Origin of the sequence: Motilimonas sp. 1_MG-2023, assembly GCF_030547455.1 — a bacterium.
Classification (GTDB): Bacteria; Pseudomonadota; Gammaproteobacteria; order Enterobacterales; family CBDFNC01; genus Motilimonas.
This window is the reverse complement of the sequence record NZ_JAUOPX010000062.1, coordinates 1-16728: the sequence shown is the minus strand read 5'-3', so window position 1 is coordinate 16728 and position 16728 is coordinate 1. Positions and strand designations below refer to the sequence as shown.

16 protein-coding genes are annotated in these 16728 nt (G+C 42.4%); 6 read left to right on the top strand and 10 right to left on the bottom strand.

From position 1 onward, the window contains the following. The first annotated feature begins 81 nt into the window (after positions 1-81). Both Q4519_RS20300 and Q4519_RS20295 read left to right on the top strand, forming a co-directional pair. Positions 82-351: a helix-turn-helix domain-containing protein gene (locus Q4519_RS20300; RefSeq protein ID WP_303515526.1), complete on the top strand. Its 270-nt coding sequence runs from the start codon at positions 82-84 to the stop codon at positions 349-351. Positions 352-508: 157 nt separating this feature from the next. Then, positions 509-916: a GFA family protein gene (locus Q4519_RS20295; RefSeq protein WP_303515523.1), complete on the top strand. Its 408-nt coding sequence runs from the start codon at positions 509-511 to the stop codon at positions 914-916. Here Q4519_RS20295 and Q4519_RS20290 read toward each other — a convergent pair. Further along, positions 883-1698 (bottom strand): hypothetical protein, encoded by an 816-nt coding sequence (locus Q4519_RS20290; RefSeq protein ID WP_303515520.1) that lies wholly within the window; start codon positions 1696-1698, stop codon positions 883-885. The two genes, Q4519_RS20295 and Q4519_RS20290, sit on opposite strands and share 34 nt — an antisense overlap. Positions 1699-1937: 239 nt before the next feature. Between Q4519_RS20290 and Q4519_RS20285 the strand changes: the two genes are divergently transcribed. Both Q4519_RS20285 and Q4519_RS20280 read left to right on the top strand, forming a co-directional pair. Further along, on the top strand, positions 1938-3719 hold the full coding sequence (locus Q4519_RS20285; RefSeq protein WP_303515517.1) for a glycosyl hydrolase family 18 protein: 1782 nt from the start codon (positions 1938-1940) through the stop codon (positions 3717-3719). Positions 3720-4176: 457 nt separating this feature from the next. Continuing rightward, a complete protein-coding gene (locus tag Q4519_RS20280) occupies positions 4177-5154 on the top strand; it encodes a hypothetical protein (RefSeq protein ID WP_303515515.1) in 978 nt (325 codons plus the stop codon). Positions 5155-5982: 828 nt separating this feature from the next. Here Q4519_RS20280 and Q4519_RS20275 read toward each other — a convergent pair. Together Q4519_RS20275 and Q4519_RS20270 are read right to left on the bottom strand one after the other, a co-directional pair. Continuing rightward, positions 5983-6303, bottom strand: a complete 321-nt coding sequence (locus Q4519_RS20275; RefSeq protein WP_303515512.1) for a hypothetical protein — start codon at positions 6301-6303, stop codon at positions 5983-5985. A 197-nt stretch (positions 6304-6500) separates the two neighbouring features. Continuing rightward, complete coding sequence (locus tag Q4519_RS20270; protein ID WP_303515509.1) at positions 6501-7463, bottom strand: GlxA family transcriptional regulator; 963 nt, start codon at positions 7461-7463, stop codon at positions 6501-6503. A gap of 113 nt (positions 7464-7576) precedes the next feature. On the opposite strand from Q4519_RS20270, the gene Q4519_RS20265 reads away from it, so the two are divergent. Then, a complete protein-coding gene (locus Q4519_RS20265; RefSeq protein WP_233054250.1) occupies positions 7577-8119 on the top strand; it encodes a cysteine hydrolase family protein in 543 nt (180 codons plus the stop codon). Here Q4519_RS20265 and Q4519_RS20260 read toward each other — a convergent pair. The 5 genes from Q4519_RS20260 to Q4519_RS20240 all read right to left on the bottom strand — a co-directional run bounded on the left by Q4519_RS20260 (position 8102) and on the right by Q4519_RS20240 (position 13216). Then, entirely contained in the window at positions 8102-9427 is a 1326-nt protein-coding gene (locus Q4519_RS20260; RefSeq protein WP_303515505.1) for a HAMP domain-containing sensor histidine kinase, read from the bottom strand. The genes Q4519_RS20265 and Q4519_RS20260 overlap by 18 nt on opposite strands. 33 nt (positions 9428-9460) lie before the next feature. Continuing rightward, positions 9461-10132, bottom strand: coding sequence for a response regulator transcription factor (locus Q4519_RS20255; RefSeq protein WP_303515502.1), 672 nt, complete (start codon positions 10130-10132; stop codon positions 9461-9463). Between the two features lie 154 nt (positions 10133-10286). Beyond that, positions 10287-11654 carry an N-acetylglucosamine-specific PTS transporter subunit IIBC gene (gene nagE, locus Q4519_RS20250; RefSeq protein ID WP_303515499.1) on the bottom strand — a complete coding sequence of 456 codons (1368 nt, stop codon included), beginning with the start codon at positions 11652-11654 and terminating at the stop codon, positions 10287-10289. 147 nt (positions 11655-11801) lie between these two features. After that, positions 11802-12284, bottom strand: a complete 483-nt coding sequence (locus Q4519_RS20245; protein WP_303515495.1) for a hypothetical protein — start codon at positions 12282-12284, stop codon at positions 11802-11804. Positions 12285-12379: 95 nt separating this feature from the next. Beyond that, on the bottom strand, positions 12380-13216 hold the full coding sequence (locus Q4519_RS20240) for a LysR family transcriptional regulator (protein WP_303515492.1): 837 nt from the start codon (positions 13214-13216) through the stop codon (positions 12380-12382). A 99-nt stretch (positions 13217-13315) separates the two neighbouring features. Here Q4519_RS20240 and Q4519_RS20235 point away from each other — a divergent pair, with 99 nt between their 5' ends. Further along, entirely contained in the window at positions 13316-14197 is an 882-nt protein-coding gene (locus Q4519_RS20235; RefSeq protein WP_303515490.1) for an MBL fold metallo-hydrolase, read from the top strand. Positions 14198-14557: 360 nt separating this feature from the next. Here the strand turns inward: Q4519_RS20235 and Q4519_RS20230 are convergent, their stop codons facing one another. Together Q4519_RS20230 and Q4519_RS20225 are read right to left on the bottom strand one after the other, a co-directional pair. Beyond that, the gene (locus Q4519_RS20230; protein WP_303515486.1) at positions 14558-15625 is read right to left on the bottom strand and encodes a hypothetical protein; all 1068 of its coding nucleotides are present in this window, start codon (positions 15623-15625) and stop codon (positions 14558-14560) included. Between the two features lie 214 nt (positions 15626-15839). Then, the gene (locus tag Q4519_RS20225; protein ID WP_303515529.1) at positions 15840-16625 is read right to left on the bottom strand and encodes a transposase; all 786 of its coding nucleotides are present in this window, start codon (positions 16623-16625) and stop codon (positions 15840-15842) included. Between the last annotated feature and the right edge of the window lie 103 nt (positions 16626-16728).

Below are 16728 nucleotides of genomic sequence, written 5' to 3'. Positions count from 1 at the left end.
GTTGGCAGGCTGGAAGGATCCTTCAAGCACGATTTTTAGATCAGTCGATTTGGATCACATATAAATTTCAAGAGGGGGCTGGTGAAAGGTTACCTTGATGCAACATTAGCAGACTTAGATAGTCAGGTTTCCTTGAGCCAAAGACAAATTGAGCGCCTGTTTAAACGTTGGCTGGAAATATCACCGAAACAGTACCAGCGCATTTTACGAGTCCAAAAAACCATTAATTATTTGCGTGAACATAAAGCAGTCACGTTAGTTGATGTTTCGCAGCAATTTGGCTTTAGTGATCAAGCTCATATGACAAGAGAATTTCGCTCAATCGCCAGTATTACCCCAAGTAAATTGTAGGTAGGGTTGATGCTCTATACCTAAGCAACCCAGCATTAGCGTCCAGTATTGAAAATACGGCGGAGCTCTGAAACATACACCTTCAAGTTGATTGGGTATAGACTATTAGCTTATCCATCATTCGAGTTGCGTTATATACCAACAATAAGGGGGTTTGATGAATAATCAACATTTTGGTTCATGTCTTTGCGGTAGCACTAAATATACGCTTTCAGGTGACTTTCAGTCATTTTTCTTATGTCATTGCACTCGATGTCAAAAAGGTACGGGCTCTGCACATGCCGCTAATTTGTTTGCAACCGACAGCTCGTTAACTTGGTTGCAGGGAGAGTCTAATGTCAAGATCTATCAATATCCTAATTCATTACATAGAAAAAGCTTTTGTCAAAATTGTGGATCTGCATTACCCACATATATAAAAAACATAAATTGCGTGGTTGTACCCGCGGGCAGCTTGGATAGTCCGGTTCACATTTCGCCAACCGCGAAAATATTTGTATCTAACAGTGCAAGTTGGCTTAAAAATACAGGCTATGTACCTTGCTTTGATGGGTTACCAAGGTAATCAGAGGAAGCTCTGGGCGCATCTAATGCACAATTGGGGGTAGGAAGGCCATATTTACTGAATAATGTTGCCAGTACACCAGACCGATATAACTTGGCTAATAGTTGATCAAGTTTGTCACTATCAATTGGTGAGTTTTGAAATAACAGGTAACGTCTCTGGTTATGGCGATCTACTCGCTCTGAAATAAGCAGCTTGTTATAGGCTTGAGGATTGGTCACAGCTAAATAGGCTAAACTTGCGCTAGAGGTGATGCCAATATCCCCTCTTCCTCTTAAAATACCTTGTATTACAACATATTGGTTGCTTGAAAAGGCGATATCAAACTGCCCTTTTAGCCACTCCTCATCATTAATGTTATTGGCAAAATTGTAGTGGAATCCCGCCACTGCTAAGATTTTTTTAGTTGTAATGCTATCAAAGAAGGTTTGATCTTTGGCTTTAGTTTTTAAGGCAATAAAGCGCTCTTTAGATTCATACAACACACAAGCACTTGATCGTAAAGGCAAGCCAGGGAACCAAATCTCATCTTGAAAAGCGACGATATGCAGGATTTTTCCTTGAACTTTACTGTGCAGTCTTTTTATTGGGTAAAGCTTACTCACAAACAAATAATCTTGCTGAATGTCATTAAGCGCATGAGTGATATCTAACGCTAGCCCTTGAGAAGCATCAATGAAAAATGGCGGTTGTTGAGTGTCAGGTAAGCCAACCTCAACCATCACCCTACTGTAAATAGGCAGGCTTACCAGCAGTAAAAATGATGCTAAGTACTTGTTCATTAGTTTATTCACCTACAAACTGTTATTGTTTAGTCTAGTCGGTTTAAACTGGTTGACGCTTCTTTTACCATCTCTGTACTTACCAAGATAAAAACTCAGTTCTTAACATTTGACTTGAAAGATCTAGACAAGCACTTTCAGCACAGATGATAAACAAAACTGTTGAGTTGTAGCTATTACTCACTTTATTGTTTATAACATTTATTTTACATATGTTCTCAAAAGCTTATAATTTTCCGATGCGTAAATTGTTAACAATATTTCTCATAATACTGCTCCCCCATACTGCTTTTGCATCAGAAAAGCTGCTCGTTGGACAGTTTTTTGGTTGGAATGGCCAAATTAATGAGTTGGAAATTGAGCCCCTTACTCATTTGGTTTATAACCATCTCAACCTTACTGAAACCGCAAGTATTGATGTACTGCTACCAAAGCAAGAACTCAAACACTTAACTGCATTACGTACACTTAAACAGCGTAAGCCAAGCTTGACATTACTAGCAAGTATTGGTGGTTGGGCATTATCGCAAAACTATCCTCTTATTACGTCAAATGAAAAGCTATCTCAACAGTTTATTGACAACATAGGAGCCTTGTTAGCGGAAGGGATCTTCGATGGTATTACTATTGATTGGCGTTACCCCGGTGTCAGTCGTGAAAGTACGGTAGGCAATAGAGATTCTGATGGCGGCAATTTACTGGCTTTAATCATCCGTATCAGAGAAACCTACCCAAACATACCTCTTTTTATGACGGTTTCTGTTTTAACTGACGACCTCATTTATCTCCCAATCAAACAAATAAGCCAATATGTTGATGTTATTGAGATTCTATCGTTAGATCTAGCTGGGCACTGGCAAAATAAAAGCGGGCATTCGTCGCCTTTGTTGACGCCAAAAGACAACCCTGCCATTTTTACCGGCAGTCTTGATGAAGCGGTTCAACACCTATTAAACCAACAAGTACCCAGTGATAAGCTTATTGTCAGCATTCCTGCTTTTGGTCATGGCTGGCTTGGCGTTAAAAACAACAATCAAGGGCTTTTCCAGCCATCAGAGTCGATCCCTAAAGGTGACTATACGCCAAAGGGGCAGCCTAATACTGGCTTATACAGCCAACAAAGCATTCAAGATCTTTATTTTGCTGAAAATTATCAGTCTTACTGGGATGAGCAAGCCAAAGCATCATACCTTTTCAATATGCAGACAGGACATTTTATTAGTTTTGAAAGCACTCGCTCGCTGAAAGAAAAAGTTGCTTACATTAACCACTATCAGCTTGCTGGCATGAGCATTCAAGACTTAGGCGCAGATGTTAGCTTAGTTACACAAGCGGCTAATTTGCTTAACACCAATAAACTGCCTGCTATCGATACCCACCAGATGAATTTAAAGTTAATTTCACTCACTTTGCTATTGCTATTAAGTGTCGGTTTTTTGGGGTTTTACTGGTATCGACGCGCGATTAATCACAACCAGCAACAGCAAGAGATGGCCAAGGAGTTATTGCATTTACAACTACAACAAGCATCCTTACCGACGATCTCCAACGAAGACATTACTGAACTAAAGAAAGAATTAGAACAGCAACAACAAAAATACAATTTAACCTTAGAAGACCAGTCCATCACCGCTCAGCTGCAACAAATGATGGATCACTTAAGCTCTCACCTCCAACAAGTGACCAATGATCCTACATTACTTTCCGAACTGCATAAAATCAGCAGTAACAAAAATAGATTACTTTATATCCAAGCTGAAAAAGGATACACCGGCTTATATCTCCATAATCAAGATAAACCAGAGTACATTTATACACGATTGAAGCAGCTTAAACGCTACTATGACGATGAATTTTTAGTCCAAATTCATCGTTCATACCTCGTCAGTGCGCAAAAAGTAGAAGGTGTTTTTGAGAATAATGAAGGCAAGCTGATGATTCAAATTGGCAATAAAACGTTACCCATTGGCGGCAGCTATATTGCAAAGCTACAACAAAATTTCAACCACTGGTTCAACTAATTCACCTAGCTTAATCATAAAAACCAGATCACGAGGGTACATTAAATTATTAAGGTGCCCTCTTGCTTATCGCTACACTTTACCTCCCTTGTTCTTCAGCATAGCTTTGCGACTTAGGTCGTTAATGACGCACATAAATACTACTGCTTTTTGTCCATACAAAAATGCCTCAAAACGCTCACCCAGATATTAAATCTGACTACGAATGACCAAAAAACAAGCTTAAAAATTCACAAAAATAAATAAATATTTATTTAATTCAAAACCTTACAAGCATTCATCTTTCAATAATTTTTCACGAAATTCAATTTTTCAACAATGCATAAAATCAAGCTGCAACCCCTGTAAATCCTCAATGCTATTTAAATTCATGAAAAAACCGAGCCTCCACTCTAGCCAGAAAGCCTTAAATCCATCCATCATGATGGCGGACCTAAACAAATGAAAAGGAAATCAGATGAAATGTTTTAAGGTAAAACCTCTCGCATTAGCATTCACTAGCATTGCTACTTTGGTATTTAGTCATGCCAGCTTTGCTGAAAATACAGAGGGTGAGAAATACAAGACCATAAAGGTAAACTGCCAAAAATCTCCCCTAGCCCTGCAAAAAGCACTGGCTAAAAAACACAATAAATCGCTCAAATTAGTTATCGCAGGAACATGCTCTGGGCCTATTGAAATAAATCGAACGGGTAAAACAATACTTCAAAGTTCGAGCAGAGAAAAAGCAGTGATCACTATGACAGATGATTTAAATTCTCCATATGCCATCACGGTGAACAGTAGCAATGTTACTTTAGCTAATCTCCATTTTAACTTGCCTAACCATAACCGAATGCTCTCGATTAATCACAATGGCGTAGTTCACGCAGAAAGACTCACAAGTGGTTTTCATCAAGGCGATACTCAACAAAAACCCCATATCCATCTACTTGGTAATAGCAGCCTGATCGCCGAATATTTGCAAGGTGTGGACATTCGGGTTAGAGGTAACTCTTATGCTCAATTTGATAAAGGCAACCAACTCTTATCACTGATTATTAGTGACACATCTGCAACGTTGGCGAAAAATGCCAGTGAATTTGAACAAATACAGGTGTGGGGTAATGGCCATTTAGAAAGTAATGACGGAGTATCGATATCTAACCTTGCCTTGTATGGCCAATCCAGCGCAGAAGTGCTCAACAGCCAAGTTGACACTCTTACCTTAGGCGGTAGAACCATGTTTGCGGCTTACGAAAACTCCACAGTTACAGGCCCGTATAGCTTTTACACTAACAACTATATTTTCGAGATAGTCAGTTCAAGTTTAAATAACTGGACCAGCCAATCTCACCCTAATGCACTTATCTCTGGGTTCAATGCAACGGTCAATGGCACGACCTATCCTGACTGGAGTTGGTCTGGCGAGGATGGCTCGTTGAACAACCACTAATAGCGATGAAGGTTGGCTCTATTTAATTGAGCCAGCCTTAAAGAGTCTCTGTTGAGCTTAAAACCTATCGCTACCTAGGCAATGTTCTTTTGTTCAATTACTTCTGGACCGGCATAGACATTCGCACTATGTCTTCTCGTTTAGTTGTAATAAAACTTAATGAATTTAACTCCCCTGTTGCTAGCTCATTGGCCACTTGGTAAGACAGCACGCGCGTAATACCAAAGCCTTGCTTGGCAACATTAATGGGCCTTGATGGATGGTGACATTTAGCCTGCTGTTTACCCTTACAAACACCTTCTTATTTTGCTTATCATTAAATTGTCAGTCATGACTCATGCTGCCGGCATTGACGTGAATTGCAAAACCTGATGTGCCCATGCGTCTCGCTCAGCAAAAGTGAGTCCTTAGTTCTTGATTTGTAAACTTTGTCAGTAATGGCCTATTTAACCAGAGCTAATAGTGGCAAAGCTGTGGATAAATGAGTCATCAATAAAACCGCCTACAACAAGGCGCTTAAAGTGCATTAGCTAAAATGAAATACCACTGCAGCGAAAATGCCTACAAAAGCGGCCAGCCAAAAGTACTTATCGGTTAACATAAAATTACTCCTATAAAATCACGGCGATTAAGGGTGTTTATCAGTTGTAAAGCCTAGTTCAAAATATCCAATTCATGTAATGAGCGGCTCCCGAAGGGCTATTTTTGTTGGCTGTCATGCTTTGTTGCTGATTTTCAACGTAGAATGACTGTTTTTTAAATCAGCACCTTGCATAACAGGCAACAAACTCTCGCTGAACAAGCATCTTGAAGTTGCTTGGGTATAGACTAAGCCACTTGTGATAAGTAAAACAAAATTGGATTCACAAAATAATTGACCAGCGCCGTTATCATAAGCACCAATCCACTTTTAATAGGATGTGCAATGAAGACTTTTTGCTTGTTATAGGCCATCAATATAGGTACAAAAAACATTCCGATAAATATTCCCCAAATAATTCCGACTTCAATCGCTTCTGCACTGGTTGCAATATAAGGCGCTAAACTAGCACGATAAAACTGGACCAATAAACCGGCTACCGAAGTTAATACAGACACGAACAGCATTAAAAAAATGATGAACAATTTGTTTGAATAATGCTTTTGCATTGGCTTTCCTTTAATTTACAGCGCAGTAGCACACAGGGTGAACGCATGAGTGATTAATTATTATACGAATCGCCGTGAAATCATCCCTGATGGCTTAGTTGCTGCATCCATGCCGCAAATATTCGTCTAACAAGTAATCACAAATTGTTTGATATACATTCATGATCTTGCCCTGCAGCAGCACATCTTTGATTTCATTACCGGCTATCCGATTTATTGCTAAAACGTCGGCGAAACTCGCTGGGGCTTAACCCCATCACGCGAATAAATATTTTTCGACAAGCGCCAGCATCTTCATAACCTACTTGCTGGGCAATCCATTCAAATGACTGCGTTGAGCTTTCCAGCCACTCACAGGTTTTTTGTATTCTTACGCGCTGAATATACTCAGTTGGATTCAACGTGGTGGCTTTGTTAAATCGGCGGATCAAGGTACGCTGGGTTAAGGCTGCTAAATCAGCTAACAGAGTTAACGAAAGGGGTTGACCTATGTGTTTTTGGATATGGCGCTGTAGCAACACAATTAGCTCATCACCGTGGTCGAGCCTTGGCGTAAATTGGGCATAATAGCGCTGCTCTCTGCTTCCCGTATCTACCACCAGCAACTTGCCAAGCTGGCGCACCACACTCATTTGGCTATGGATTGCCACTACTTCAAATGCCAGATCTAACCACGCCATCATGCCGCCCGCTGAAATAATATCACCATGATTAATAATTATTTTTTCGGCTTGAACTGGCGTGTGCGGGTAGTGGCGAGTAAATAAATCCGCTAAGCCCCAATGGGTAGTGATCGGCCTATGATCGGTGATCCCCGCACTGGCTAACATAAACACACCGGCACAAGCACAAGTCATAATGCTGCCTTGTTGATATTGCCGCTGTAACCACAATAAAGTATCCGCGGCTGGCGCTAAATAATACTGGCTGTCGATGCTAGGCGGGATGATCACAACTTGATACTGTTCTATTTCACTATCAGCTTGTAAAAGAGCGGCTAGCACAGATTCTTTAATAGGAGTCGATGTAAACTCAATAGCCATTCCCTGCTCACGTAACACTCTATTAGCGAGGGTAAAAACTTCCGTTAAACCAAACACCGCCGATGTTAGGCAACCTTGATAATCCAGCACCGCTACCGAAATGGGTTTTACATTCATAATGGCTGTACCCAAGCTGTCAGTTTTGACCCTGATTATGTCATTTATGCCACTCAATAACGAATACTATGCAAGGCATACTTGTTAAACATTAAACAATTCAGAGGTCAGTTATGTTGAAACAAGCCCTTATCGTGATAGATATACAAAACGATTATTTCCCCAATGGTAAATACCCATTGGCCAATACCGAGCAAACCTTAAGCAATATTATCGCCGCGATCAAGCTGGCTAAACAAAACAACGCAGCCGTCATCTTTGTGCAGCACCTTGCTGATGCAGAGCAAGCGCCTTTTTTTAATAAAGGCAGCGAAGGTGCCGCTATCCACCCCAAGCTAATGGCCGCTTCGCCAACTAGCCCTGTGGTGATTAAAACCCATGCTGACAGCTTTGATCAAACTGAGTTAGCGCATCAACTAACCGCATTAGGTGTCGAGCAAATCTTACTGTGCGGCATGATGACGCAAAATTGCATTACCCATACCGCACTATCGAAAGCGGCAGAAAAATATCAGCCAATCGTTTTATCCGATTGCTGCGCCAGTGTTGACGAAATGGTTCACCAGATAGCACTTAAAGCTATTGCCAGGCGTGTTACCTTGATGACTGCAGAACAAGCATTGTCGACACGGCCCTGCTCAATCGGCACGGCTTAATAGCAAACGCGCGCGCAGGCCGGGTTGGTTGTCTGATAGCACAATCCGGCCACCGTGTAATTGCGCGACTGTGTTGACAAATGCTAACCCTAGGCCAAACCCTGAACTGCTGCGGCTGGGATCTAAACGCACCAGTTGATCGAGCACACGCGTTTTGTCTTTATCATCAATGCCTGGGCCATTATCAGCCACCAGCACACCAAAACAGTCTGAGGCAATTTCAATTTGGCCGCCACTAGGTGTGTACTTAATGGCGTTGTCGATCAAATTACACAAAGCACGAAACAACAAATTGCGATTGCCCGACACTAAACATGGCACATCGCAACGGTAGCTCAGCAGCTGACTTTTCTCTTTCGCGCAAGGCTCCATAAAATCCAACACATCTAAAATAATCGGCTTAAGATCAATCGCTTCAAGCGAAATGTTAGCTCGGCTCTGGCTTAAGTTATATAACTCCATCATGCCGCTAAAGGTATCTAATAACTGATTAAAATCTTGTTGCACAAAGCTCAACTCATCAGCCACTCTCGGTGCTAAGTTCACTTGCTCTAATAAAGTATCAATACGCAACTTTAATCGCGCCATGGGTGTGCGTAAATCATGGGCAATGTCTACCGTGAGCGAGCGTAATCTGGACTCGTTTTGCTCCATTTGCGCTAACATGGTGTTTAAGTGAATGGCTAATAAGTCAAATTCATCGGTGGCGGCACTTACCTTTAATCGTACGCCGCGCTCACCGCACATCACCTGATTCATACTCTGATTCACTTTGTTTAAGCGAGTTAAAATATTGAGCGCAAACCAAACTGCCGCAGCAAACACGCCCATAAAAGGAACAAAGGTAGCCCACAAAAATCTAACATTTAAATTGTTTTGAAACTGTTGATAAACACTGTCGTTGATCCCTATAACCAGCGGGGTGCCGTCTTTTAACAACACCTTGGTCGCACGCATTCCTTGGCTCTGGCCTGTCGACTTTACATTAGCAATGGCGGGGTAATCTGGAATCGGCGTTGCAACATAATGGGGTGAAGCTTGATAGAGTTGATAATAATACAAACTGCTTTGTTTACGGGTATCGATACTTTTTATAATGGAATCGGTGTCAGCAACCGCTGCTAACTGACTGAATAATTGGCTTTCTTGTCGCAATAAATCATCCAAACTTTGTTGATAGGTTTGCAATGAATTTTGATACAGCTGTTGCATCAGCAAACTCATCACTAAAAATAAACCGCCGCCAAACCAAAGCAGCAATTTCAAAATACTAGAGCGGTACAACACATCACTGCTGATGGAGGCCATTAGACGCTCCAATACACTGGAAATCTGTCAACATTAGCGAATAACATATCCCGCCCCGCGTACCGTTTCGATCATATCATTTGCCCCCGCGGCTTCGAGTTTTTTACGTAAATTCGCAATGTGTACATCTATCACATTGGTTTTGGGGTCAAAGTGATAATCCCATACCGCTTCAAATAAACGCATTCGCGACACCACCTCACCAGCGTGATCCATTAAATAGTGCAGCAAAATAAATTCTTTGTTTTGCAGCTTTAATGACTCTCCACCTACGTCTACTTTATGGCTGCGCAGATTGAGCCGCAACGGCCCAATGATAAGTTCATGTTGCTGTGGTGAGTTTGCTTTATGGCGACGCAATATACTGTTCACCCTGGCTAACAATTCAGCCAAGGCGAAGGGTTTCGTTAAGTAGTCATCACTGCCTGCACTGAGTCCCGCCACCTTATCTTCAATGCTGTCCATGGCACTGAGAATAATCACTGACGTGGTAATACTGGCTGCGCGCAATGCCGCTAATATTTGCATACCGTTAAGCTCTGGCAACATGCGGTCAAGAATAATCAGCTGATATTCACAGCTAGTCGCCATCATTAACCCCTCGCGCCCTTGCCCCGTCTCATCCACCACAAACCCTTCTTGGCGCAAAGCGGTAGTGACAAAATTGCGGGTGGTTACATCATCTTCAATAACGAGTATTTTCATTTTTAACAACCTGCAGCTAAACCTTTGCTTAATATATCATTTTAAACAAAAAAAGGTGGCCAATTTTGGCCACCAAAGGAAAGGAGCAACGCTTGGTTACCGCTACTCTCACCGCTCATCCCCCTCAACTAAAACGAAGGCAATGAGCCATGATTTAGCCATTAATGGCGTTCATTTCTCCGGCAATAATTTCTGCCATTGGGCCAAGGATCACTTGTAAGTTTTTCTCGCCAACATGCACCACAGCCTTAGCGCCCAAGGCCTTTAACTGCGTTTCGTCCACTATCGCTTTATCCGCTACGCTTAAACGCAAGCGGGTAATACAAGCATCAATCTGAGTTAAGTTGCCCTTGCCGCCTAACGCTTTGATATAGTTATGTGCCAATTCAGAGCTATCCACTTCTTTATCAGCCACCACCATCGGCTCTTCTTCACGGCCCGGGGTTTGAATGTTAAAAATGCGGATTGCTAACATGAACAAGCTGTAATAAGCCAGCGAGAAAGCCAAACCTAATGGCACTAACATCCAAGCATTTTTCGCCGCAGGCGCATTGAAAAACAATACGTAATCAATCAATCCCGCCGAGAAGCCAAAAGACATATGAATATCTAATGCAGCCGCAACGGCCAACGACACGCCCGTTAAAATGGCATGAATAAAGTACAACACCGGCGCTAAGAACATAAAGGTATATTCAATGGGCTCAGTGATGCCGGTTAAAAACGCGGTAAAGGCAATACTTAACAACATGCCACCGACCGCTGGGCGATTCTCTTTGCGTGCACTGTGGTAAATAGCCAAACACGATGCTGGCAACGCAAACATTAAGATAGGATAAAAGCCCGATAGCATTAAACCCGCATCAGGGTCGCCTGCAGCAAAACGCAGCATTTCACCGGTTACGCCGTTGTATTCTCCCATCACGGTCCAAACAATGCTATTCAGGATATGGTGCAAGCCAATAGGGATCAGCAAGCGGTTGATAAAGCCGTAGCCAAACTTACCGCCAACTTCGCTATCAAGCATCCAATAACTAAACGCATCGATACCCGCGCTGACTGGCGGCCAAATATAGCTCATCAGTACCGCCAGCATTAACGCGCATAACCCGGTAATAATGGGAACAAAGCGCTTGCCGCCAAAAAATCCTAAGAATTCCGGTAAGCGAATATTATGGTATTTATTGTATAACTCGCCCGCGAGGATCCCTATCATCACCCCGCCAAACACCCCTAAGTTCAATGAGGGGTCTAGCACTTTTAGTGCCTCCGTCAAAATAAAATAGCCCACCATGCCAGCAATCGCGGCAGCTGCGTCATTGTTTTTACTTAAGCCAGCCGCAATTGCAGCGGCAAATAATATCGCCATCTGCGAAAAAATGGCATTGCCTGCGGCCTCAACAAATGGCATGGCAAAAACATCTGGCTGACCTAATCTAAGTAGCAAACCTGCTACCGGTAACGTAGCAATCGGCAGCATTAATGCTTTGCCAAGCCGTTGTAAATAACCCAATATATTCATCACTTCACTCCTTTATGCTAATTCGAGCTTTAGCATAAAAAAGTCTGAATTAAGTCATCCCTTGGCAAAGGTTAACTCTACTTAATGTTGGCTGTTAAATATGCTTAATGTGATTTGAGTCCCTTAAATCATGACCTTAAAGCTTATTTAAGAAACCTTAACTCCTTTGGCACGCAATGCCGCTATGATCTTTGGCTGCAGTCCAGAATGTTCACTAATCCGTTTCAAATTAGGCAAAACCAATAGCGGAGTTTGATCATGAACATTATCAAACGCCACAAATTCAATGGTCTCAAGTTGCGTCAGCAATTCCAGCCCCAATAAACTTTCAGGGCTAAAATCGTCACCCTCCCCATCCCAAGCAGGCATCATATTAAAATGAACTTCACAGCATTCAGCCGACAAACTGCGCACCTTAGAATATAAATCATCAGCAATTGTCACTTGATCGTATTGCTGCGCAATCTCTGGGATCAAGTCGTAGTAATCATATCTTGAATTGTCTTGGTGATATTCTCGATGATATTGCTTAAGCGCGATAGCGTTTAACTGCGGTTGCATGGCCGACTTAGCAGACAAGGCTTCAATGACTAAATATTTTAGCTTTTTGTCTAGTTTAATTGTTGGCATGTTAATTCCTTCTTTTTTTCATCGTCGTCAATATCATGAAATAAACCCGAAAGCGCTGGCAAAGGGTTGAGTACGAAAAAATCATCGTCTGGTTATTAGCCAGCCTTGGTCATCTTTTCTTGCAGGAACGCCACCATTGCTCTTGCCGACGGTGATAGAAGTGGCATAGCTTCATAAACCAAATATATATCCAGATTGCTAGGCTCACAGAGTCCTGCAATTGTTTGTAAGTCACCTTGGTCTAGGTGGTGAGATATCATGGGTGCTGGTAAATATGCTGCATGATAACTTGCTAAGCAAAGCCTTAATGTCGTCAGTAAATCATTTGAACTGATTTGTGATTGCCGCGGTTTAGCGTTGCCAATAGGCTTATAACAACCAAGAGGATCCATTATTGGATCATCTACAGCCCTAGATTGCCGACTATCTGGCGTTGCGACTAAATACATGGGTACAGATTGCCAAAGACGACAAACAAGCTTATCCGAGGTGACCTTTCTTCCCCTAATAGCAATATCAATATTATCAAAGGCCAAATCACTCACTCTATCGGAAGCAATAATTTCAATACTGACCCTGGGGTTATCGGAGGAAAACTCTTGTATCCAACTAGACATTATACTATTGGGCATAAGAGCCGGTACAGATAGGCGAATAGCTCCGGTAAGCGCCTTTTCCTGCTGAATGTCATCAATGGCGCCATGAAGAATTACCAGCGATGCTTTGGCTGCCTTATACAAAATTTCCCCCTCATGCGACAGCTCTATCTTGCGAGTCGTCCGCTTAAACAGCCGCACACCTACTGCGACCTCCAGTTGCGACACCCTCTGGCTAACCGTTGCTCGAGGCAGATTTAAATGGCGAGCAGAAGCCGAAAAACTATTAAGCTCAGCGGCTAAACAAAATGTTCGAAGCGTTTCTAGATGAGTCATATTGTCAATAAATTCCAAACAACTAGTTACTTTTGAACGCTCTAGTTTAACAATTGAGATTTGTTAGTCTAGCCCTTGTTCCACCAACAGGAGTTAGAAATGAAGAAAACAGTTAAATTGGCACTTGCCAGTACATTACTAATGGGCGCTATATCAGCCAACGCCGACACATTAAATATCCAGTGGCTAGGTGCTTCTACCCTCATATTTGAATTCGGCGACATTCAAATTATTACCGATCCTGCTTTAGGTGTCGGCGAAAAAGCCTATCGCATGGCCGACCCTAACGAAAATTTTGATCCTAGTCTTGGACCAATGGTTAAGGACCATAGAAGAGTGCAATCATTACCAGCCATAACACCGAAAGAATGGGACTTCGTTATATTAAGTCACAGCCACGAGGATCATTTTGATCAAGTCGCACGCCGTGACCTAGATAAAGAACTGCCAATTATTGCACCAAGTGCAGACAAAGAATTACTGACAGAGCTAGGGTTTAGCAAGCAAACATTGCTCGATTGGGGCGATACATGGCAAGTGAGTGAAAGCGGCTTTAAAGTTACCATAACAACCCTGCCTGCATTCCACAGTGAAAACCCAGAAGTATTACCATTGCTCGGTGCTGGCAACGGCTATTGGCTTGAGTTTGTAAAAGGCGACTATCGAAAAACTGTTTACTGGAGCGGGGATTCTTTTATTACCGATTCAGTTCTAGAGGCCTTAACACCATTAGGGAAAATTGATTTATTTATTCCTCATATTGGTGGTGTAGGTGTTACCGGACCTCTAGGGAAGATTGCCATGGATGCCAACGATGCCATGCAGGCAATTGAGCAGCTGCAACCTGAGCGAACCCTGCCCATCCATCATTCAACTTACGACCTGTTTCTTGAACCCGTCTCAGTACTCATGGATAAAGCTGTAGCAGCTGATGTGTACGTTGATGTAACTGCGCCAGGCGCTTGGCTGATGATTCGCTAACGTCTTACCGCAATAGGAGAACAAGCGAGGCTGGTTGTTTCTATCCAATCTTATGCCAGCTTCGCGTCTGCACGTTGCGAGTAAACACTCAATAGCAACAACTGAGATTGTTAGGGGCCTGAGTAACAACTTTTTTTTGGAACACCTTTTAGAGCTGAGCCAACAAATCATTTTTACGAGCAAACTCCGCAAGCTTTTCCTCTACCGCAGAGTGTTGGTTTTCCTCTTTTTCGTAACTCAAGGTCTGGTATCACTGAAGGACATTTGGATTACTATTCATTACGGAAGATGAACCGCCCATTGCGGACCCGCATGATGGGTGGTGTGGGGGCTGGAGGTTAGAGACCTCCGGCTACCCGATTATGTTCCGCTGCGTTTTATGCCAGTTAGCGATTCATATTTGCTAATCAGTTCAGCTCTATATGACGGAGACCAATCCACCGAATCATATACTCTATCAAAGTATTCACTAGGATGAGATGTGATTTTCTCTAGGTAGCTGACAACATCTTGAGGCAGGAAATCTTCAAAGCAATCTAAACAACTCGTTTGTTGAACTTTGATGGACTTTCTTAGCACAGCGTTGAATACCTTGTCACCACTTGCGAACATACCCTCCTGTTCGGAGTCGCGATCAGTCCACATCCTAAAATAACGATTCAAGTTATAAAGATCCCATGTCATGTTAAACGCGCTACGTTGTTTTGAGCATGGATCATCTGACACTTTATACTTCATCATTCGCTTCATAGGTGTTTCACTGAAGTAAATAGCAGCAAACGTGACGCCCACAAGGGATAGCCTAAACTCGGTAATCATCCACTCAACCACTTGCTTTAGCTTATCTAATCTACTGAGGTTAGGAAGTTGTGAGGTATAGATTACATATACAACAATCAGATATAAAGAATCCCACTCGCGAAGCCGTCGGTACTTGGTGAGGTTCCGCTTGGTCACTTTGGAATCTAAAGTATACGAAGTGGCTGGACTAATAGTATCAATATCACCCAAGGCAAAATCGATCATTGAGGAATTATTAATGTTGTTTATACGGTGAAACAACTCTAGATCAGAGATAACTTCATCAAGAAGCCCATCGTCTTCTTTATAGTTTATTTTTTCATATACAGCGTAAGTTGGATCTAACTCAATCTCAGCAAACTGACAGAAAGCAACAAGTGCAACTGCATCACGAAATTCTTGTTTTGGTTTGTTTTTCTTAGAAGCGTTTACAATGAACTGATAGATGTTCAAGTCGAGGTATATCGTGTAAGTAACGCCATTCGCTTGTTTGTTGTACAGATAGTTAGCGAAATTATACACCTCCGAGTCACCAACACTATCAAAGTTGTGAACAAGCCACTCCCTACTCATCAAATTTTTAATAATGTCTTCCAAGTAACTTGGGTAAGTATATAAAGCTTCCATTCTCATACATCCATCAAGGAACATAACGAGCCTGTAGAATTACTCGTTTTAAAATATATTTTTATGATGCACCAAACCATAGCTGAGTTCTTGTTTTGACTCAATTGTTTAGTCTTTTTCTGCTGGAATGAAGATTATCTTGAGTTGGCGTTTTTTATGAGGCGTTTGAGGCTGGTTTTGGGGGGGATTTCAGGCAATAGGGAGCTTGCCCTGCCTAATGCATCGTCTTTTGCAGCTTTTCAATATTATGAACAAGGCAATACAGCTGCCACTGGGCATTCACTTTGGCTTGTCCCCGTAGCGTCAACTTATTCATGCCTTTATTCACCGTTATATTGCCGAACACCGGCTCGATACAACCCAGTCGTTTGCTATATTGCCTTCGCCCCATTGGGCTATCTATTTTAACTTTCATTTTATCGATATAGCTCAGCTGCTTGCGTGATTCATCATTCTTAAACTGAACTTGCCGCCCTGTTTTTATCGGAGGCTTTCGCATACATTGCTCTTGCAACGGACATACTTTGCAGTCTTTTAAGTAACCACAGAATCGCGTGTAGCGCTGATGATGGCTTTTCAAATTATCACCGCTACACCACATTTCATTGCCTGCCGGGCAGCGGCAAATCTGGGTTGTTTCATCATAATGAAAGTCTGCTGAGGTAAACAATCTGGGCTTACCATTGCGCCGCTTTAGCCTGCGTTTTTCTTGCTCTGTTTCATACGTTTCACTTTCTTTAAACAGTGGGTTTCGCTTTCTAAATTGGTTATCTGCGATGTAGGTATCAAACCCGCTTTGTGCCATAAACGCTAAGTTTGCTTCACTGTTAAACCCACTATCGGCGGTAAACTTGATGGTGTGCTTGGTGGCGCTGTGAGGGGCGCGGAGCTTATCAAGCTGTTGCTTTAATTGCGTCACCGCAGGTTGCAAGGTTTGTTGCTCACCCACTGAGCCCCACACCTGTGCTTGCAGGATGATTTGGTGTTTATCATCGTTTATCGCTATCCCGTTGTAGCCTTGGATAGGTAACCTTTCACCAACCCCAGCTTGACTAATCCGATATCAACCCAAACACATCTGGGTATTCACCCTTTTTCATCAC

Excerpts from the sequence above, each read along its gene's own strand:
- Q4519_RS20270 (WP_303515509.1), bottom strand. The coding sequence starts at position 7,463 with ATGAATGTAAAACCCATTTCGGTAGCGGTGCTGGATTATCAAGGTTGC.
- Q4519_RS20260 (WP_303515505.1), bottom strand. The coding sequence starts at position 9,427 with ATGGCCTCCATCAGCAGTGATGTGTTGTACCGCTCTAGTATTTTGAAA.
- Q4519_RS20255 (WP_303515502.1), bottom strand. The coding sequence starts at position 10,132 with ATGAAAATACTCGTTATTGAAGATGATGTAACCACCCGCAATTTTGTC.
- Q4519_RS20280 (WP_303515515.1), top strand. The coding sequence starts at position 4,177 with ATGAAATGTTTTAAGGTAAAACCTCTCGCATTAGCATTCACTAGCATT.
- Q4519_RS20230 (WP_303515486.1), bottom strand. The coding sequence starts at position 15,625 with ATGGAAGCTTTATATACTTACCCAAGTTACTTGGAAGACATTATTAAA.
- Q4519_RS20285 (WP_303515517.1), top strand. The coding sequence starts at position 1,938 with ATGCGTAAATTGTTAACAATATTTCTCATAATACTGCTCCCCCATACT.
- nagE (WP_303515499.1), bottom strand. The coding sequence starts at position 11,654 with ATGAATATATTGGGTTATTTACAACGGCTTGGCAAAGCATTAATGCTG.
- Q4519_RS20290 (WP_303515520.1), bottom strand. The coding sequence starts at position 1,698 with ATGAACAAGTACTTAGCATCATTTTTACTGCTGGTAAGCCTGCCTATT.
- Q4519_RS20265 (WP_233054250.1), top strand. The coding sequence starts at position 7,577 with ATGTTGAAACAAGCCCTTATCGTGATAGATATACAAAACGATTATTTC.
- Q4519_RS20235 (WP_303515490.1), top strand. The coding sequence starts at position 13,316 with ATGAAGAAAACAGTTAAATTGGCACTTGCCAGTACATTACTAATGGGC.
- Q4519_RS20245 (WP_303515495.1), bottom strand. The coding sequence starts at position 12,284 with ATGCCAACAATTAAACTAGACAAAAAGCTAAAATATTTAGTCATTGAA.
- Q4519_RS20295 (WP_303515523.1), top strand. The coding sequence starts at position 509 with ATGAATAATCAACATTTTGGTTCATGTCTTTGCGGTAGCACTAAATAT.
- Q4519_RS20240 (WP_303515492.1), bottom strand. The coding sequence starts at position 13,216 with ATGACTCATCTAGAAACGCTTCGAACATTTTGTTTAGCCGCTGAGCTT.
- Q4519_RS20275 (WP_303515512.1), bottom strand. The coding sequence starts at position 6,303 with ATGCAAAAGCATTATTCAAACAAATTGTTCATCATTTTTTTAATGCTG.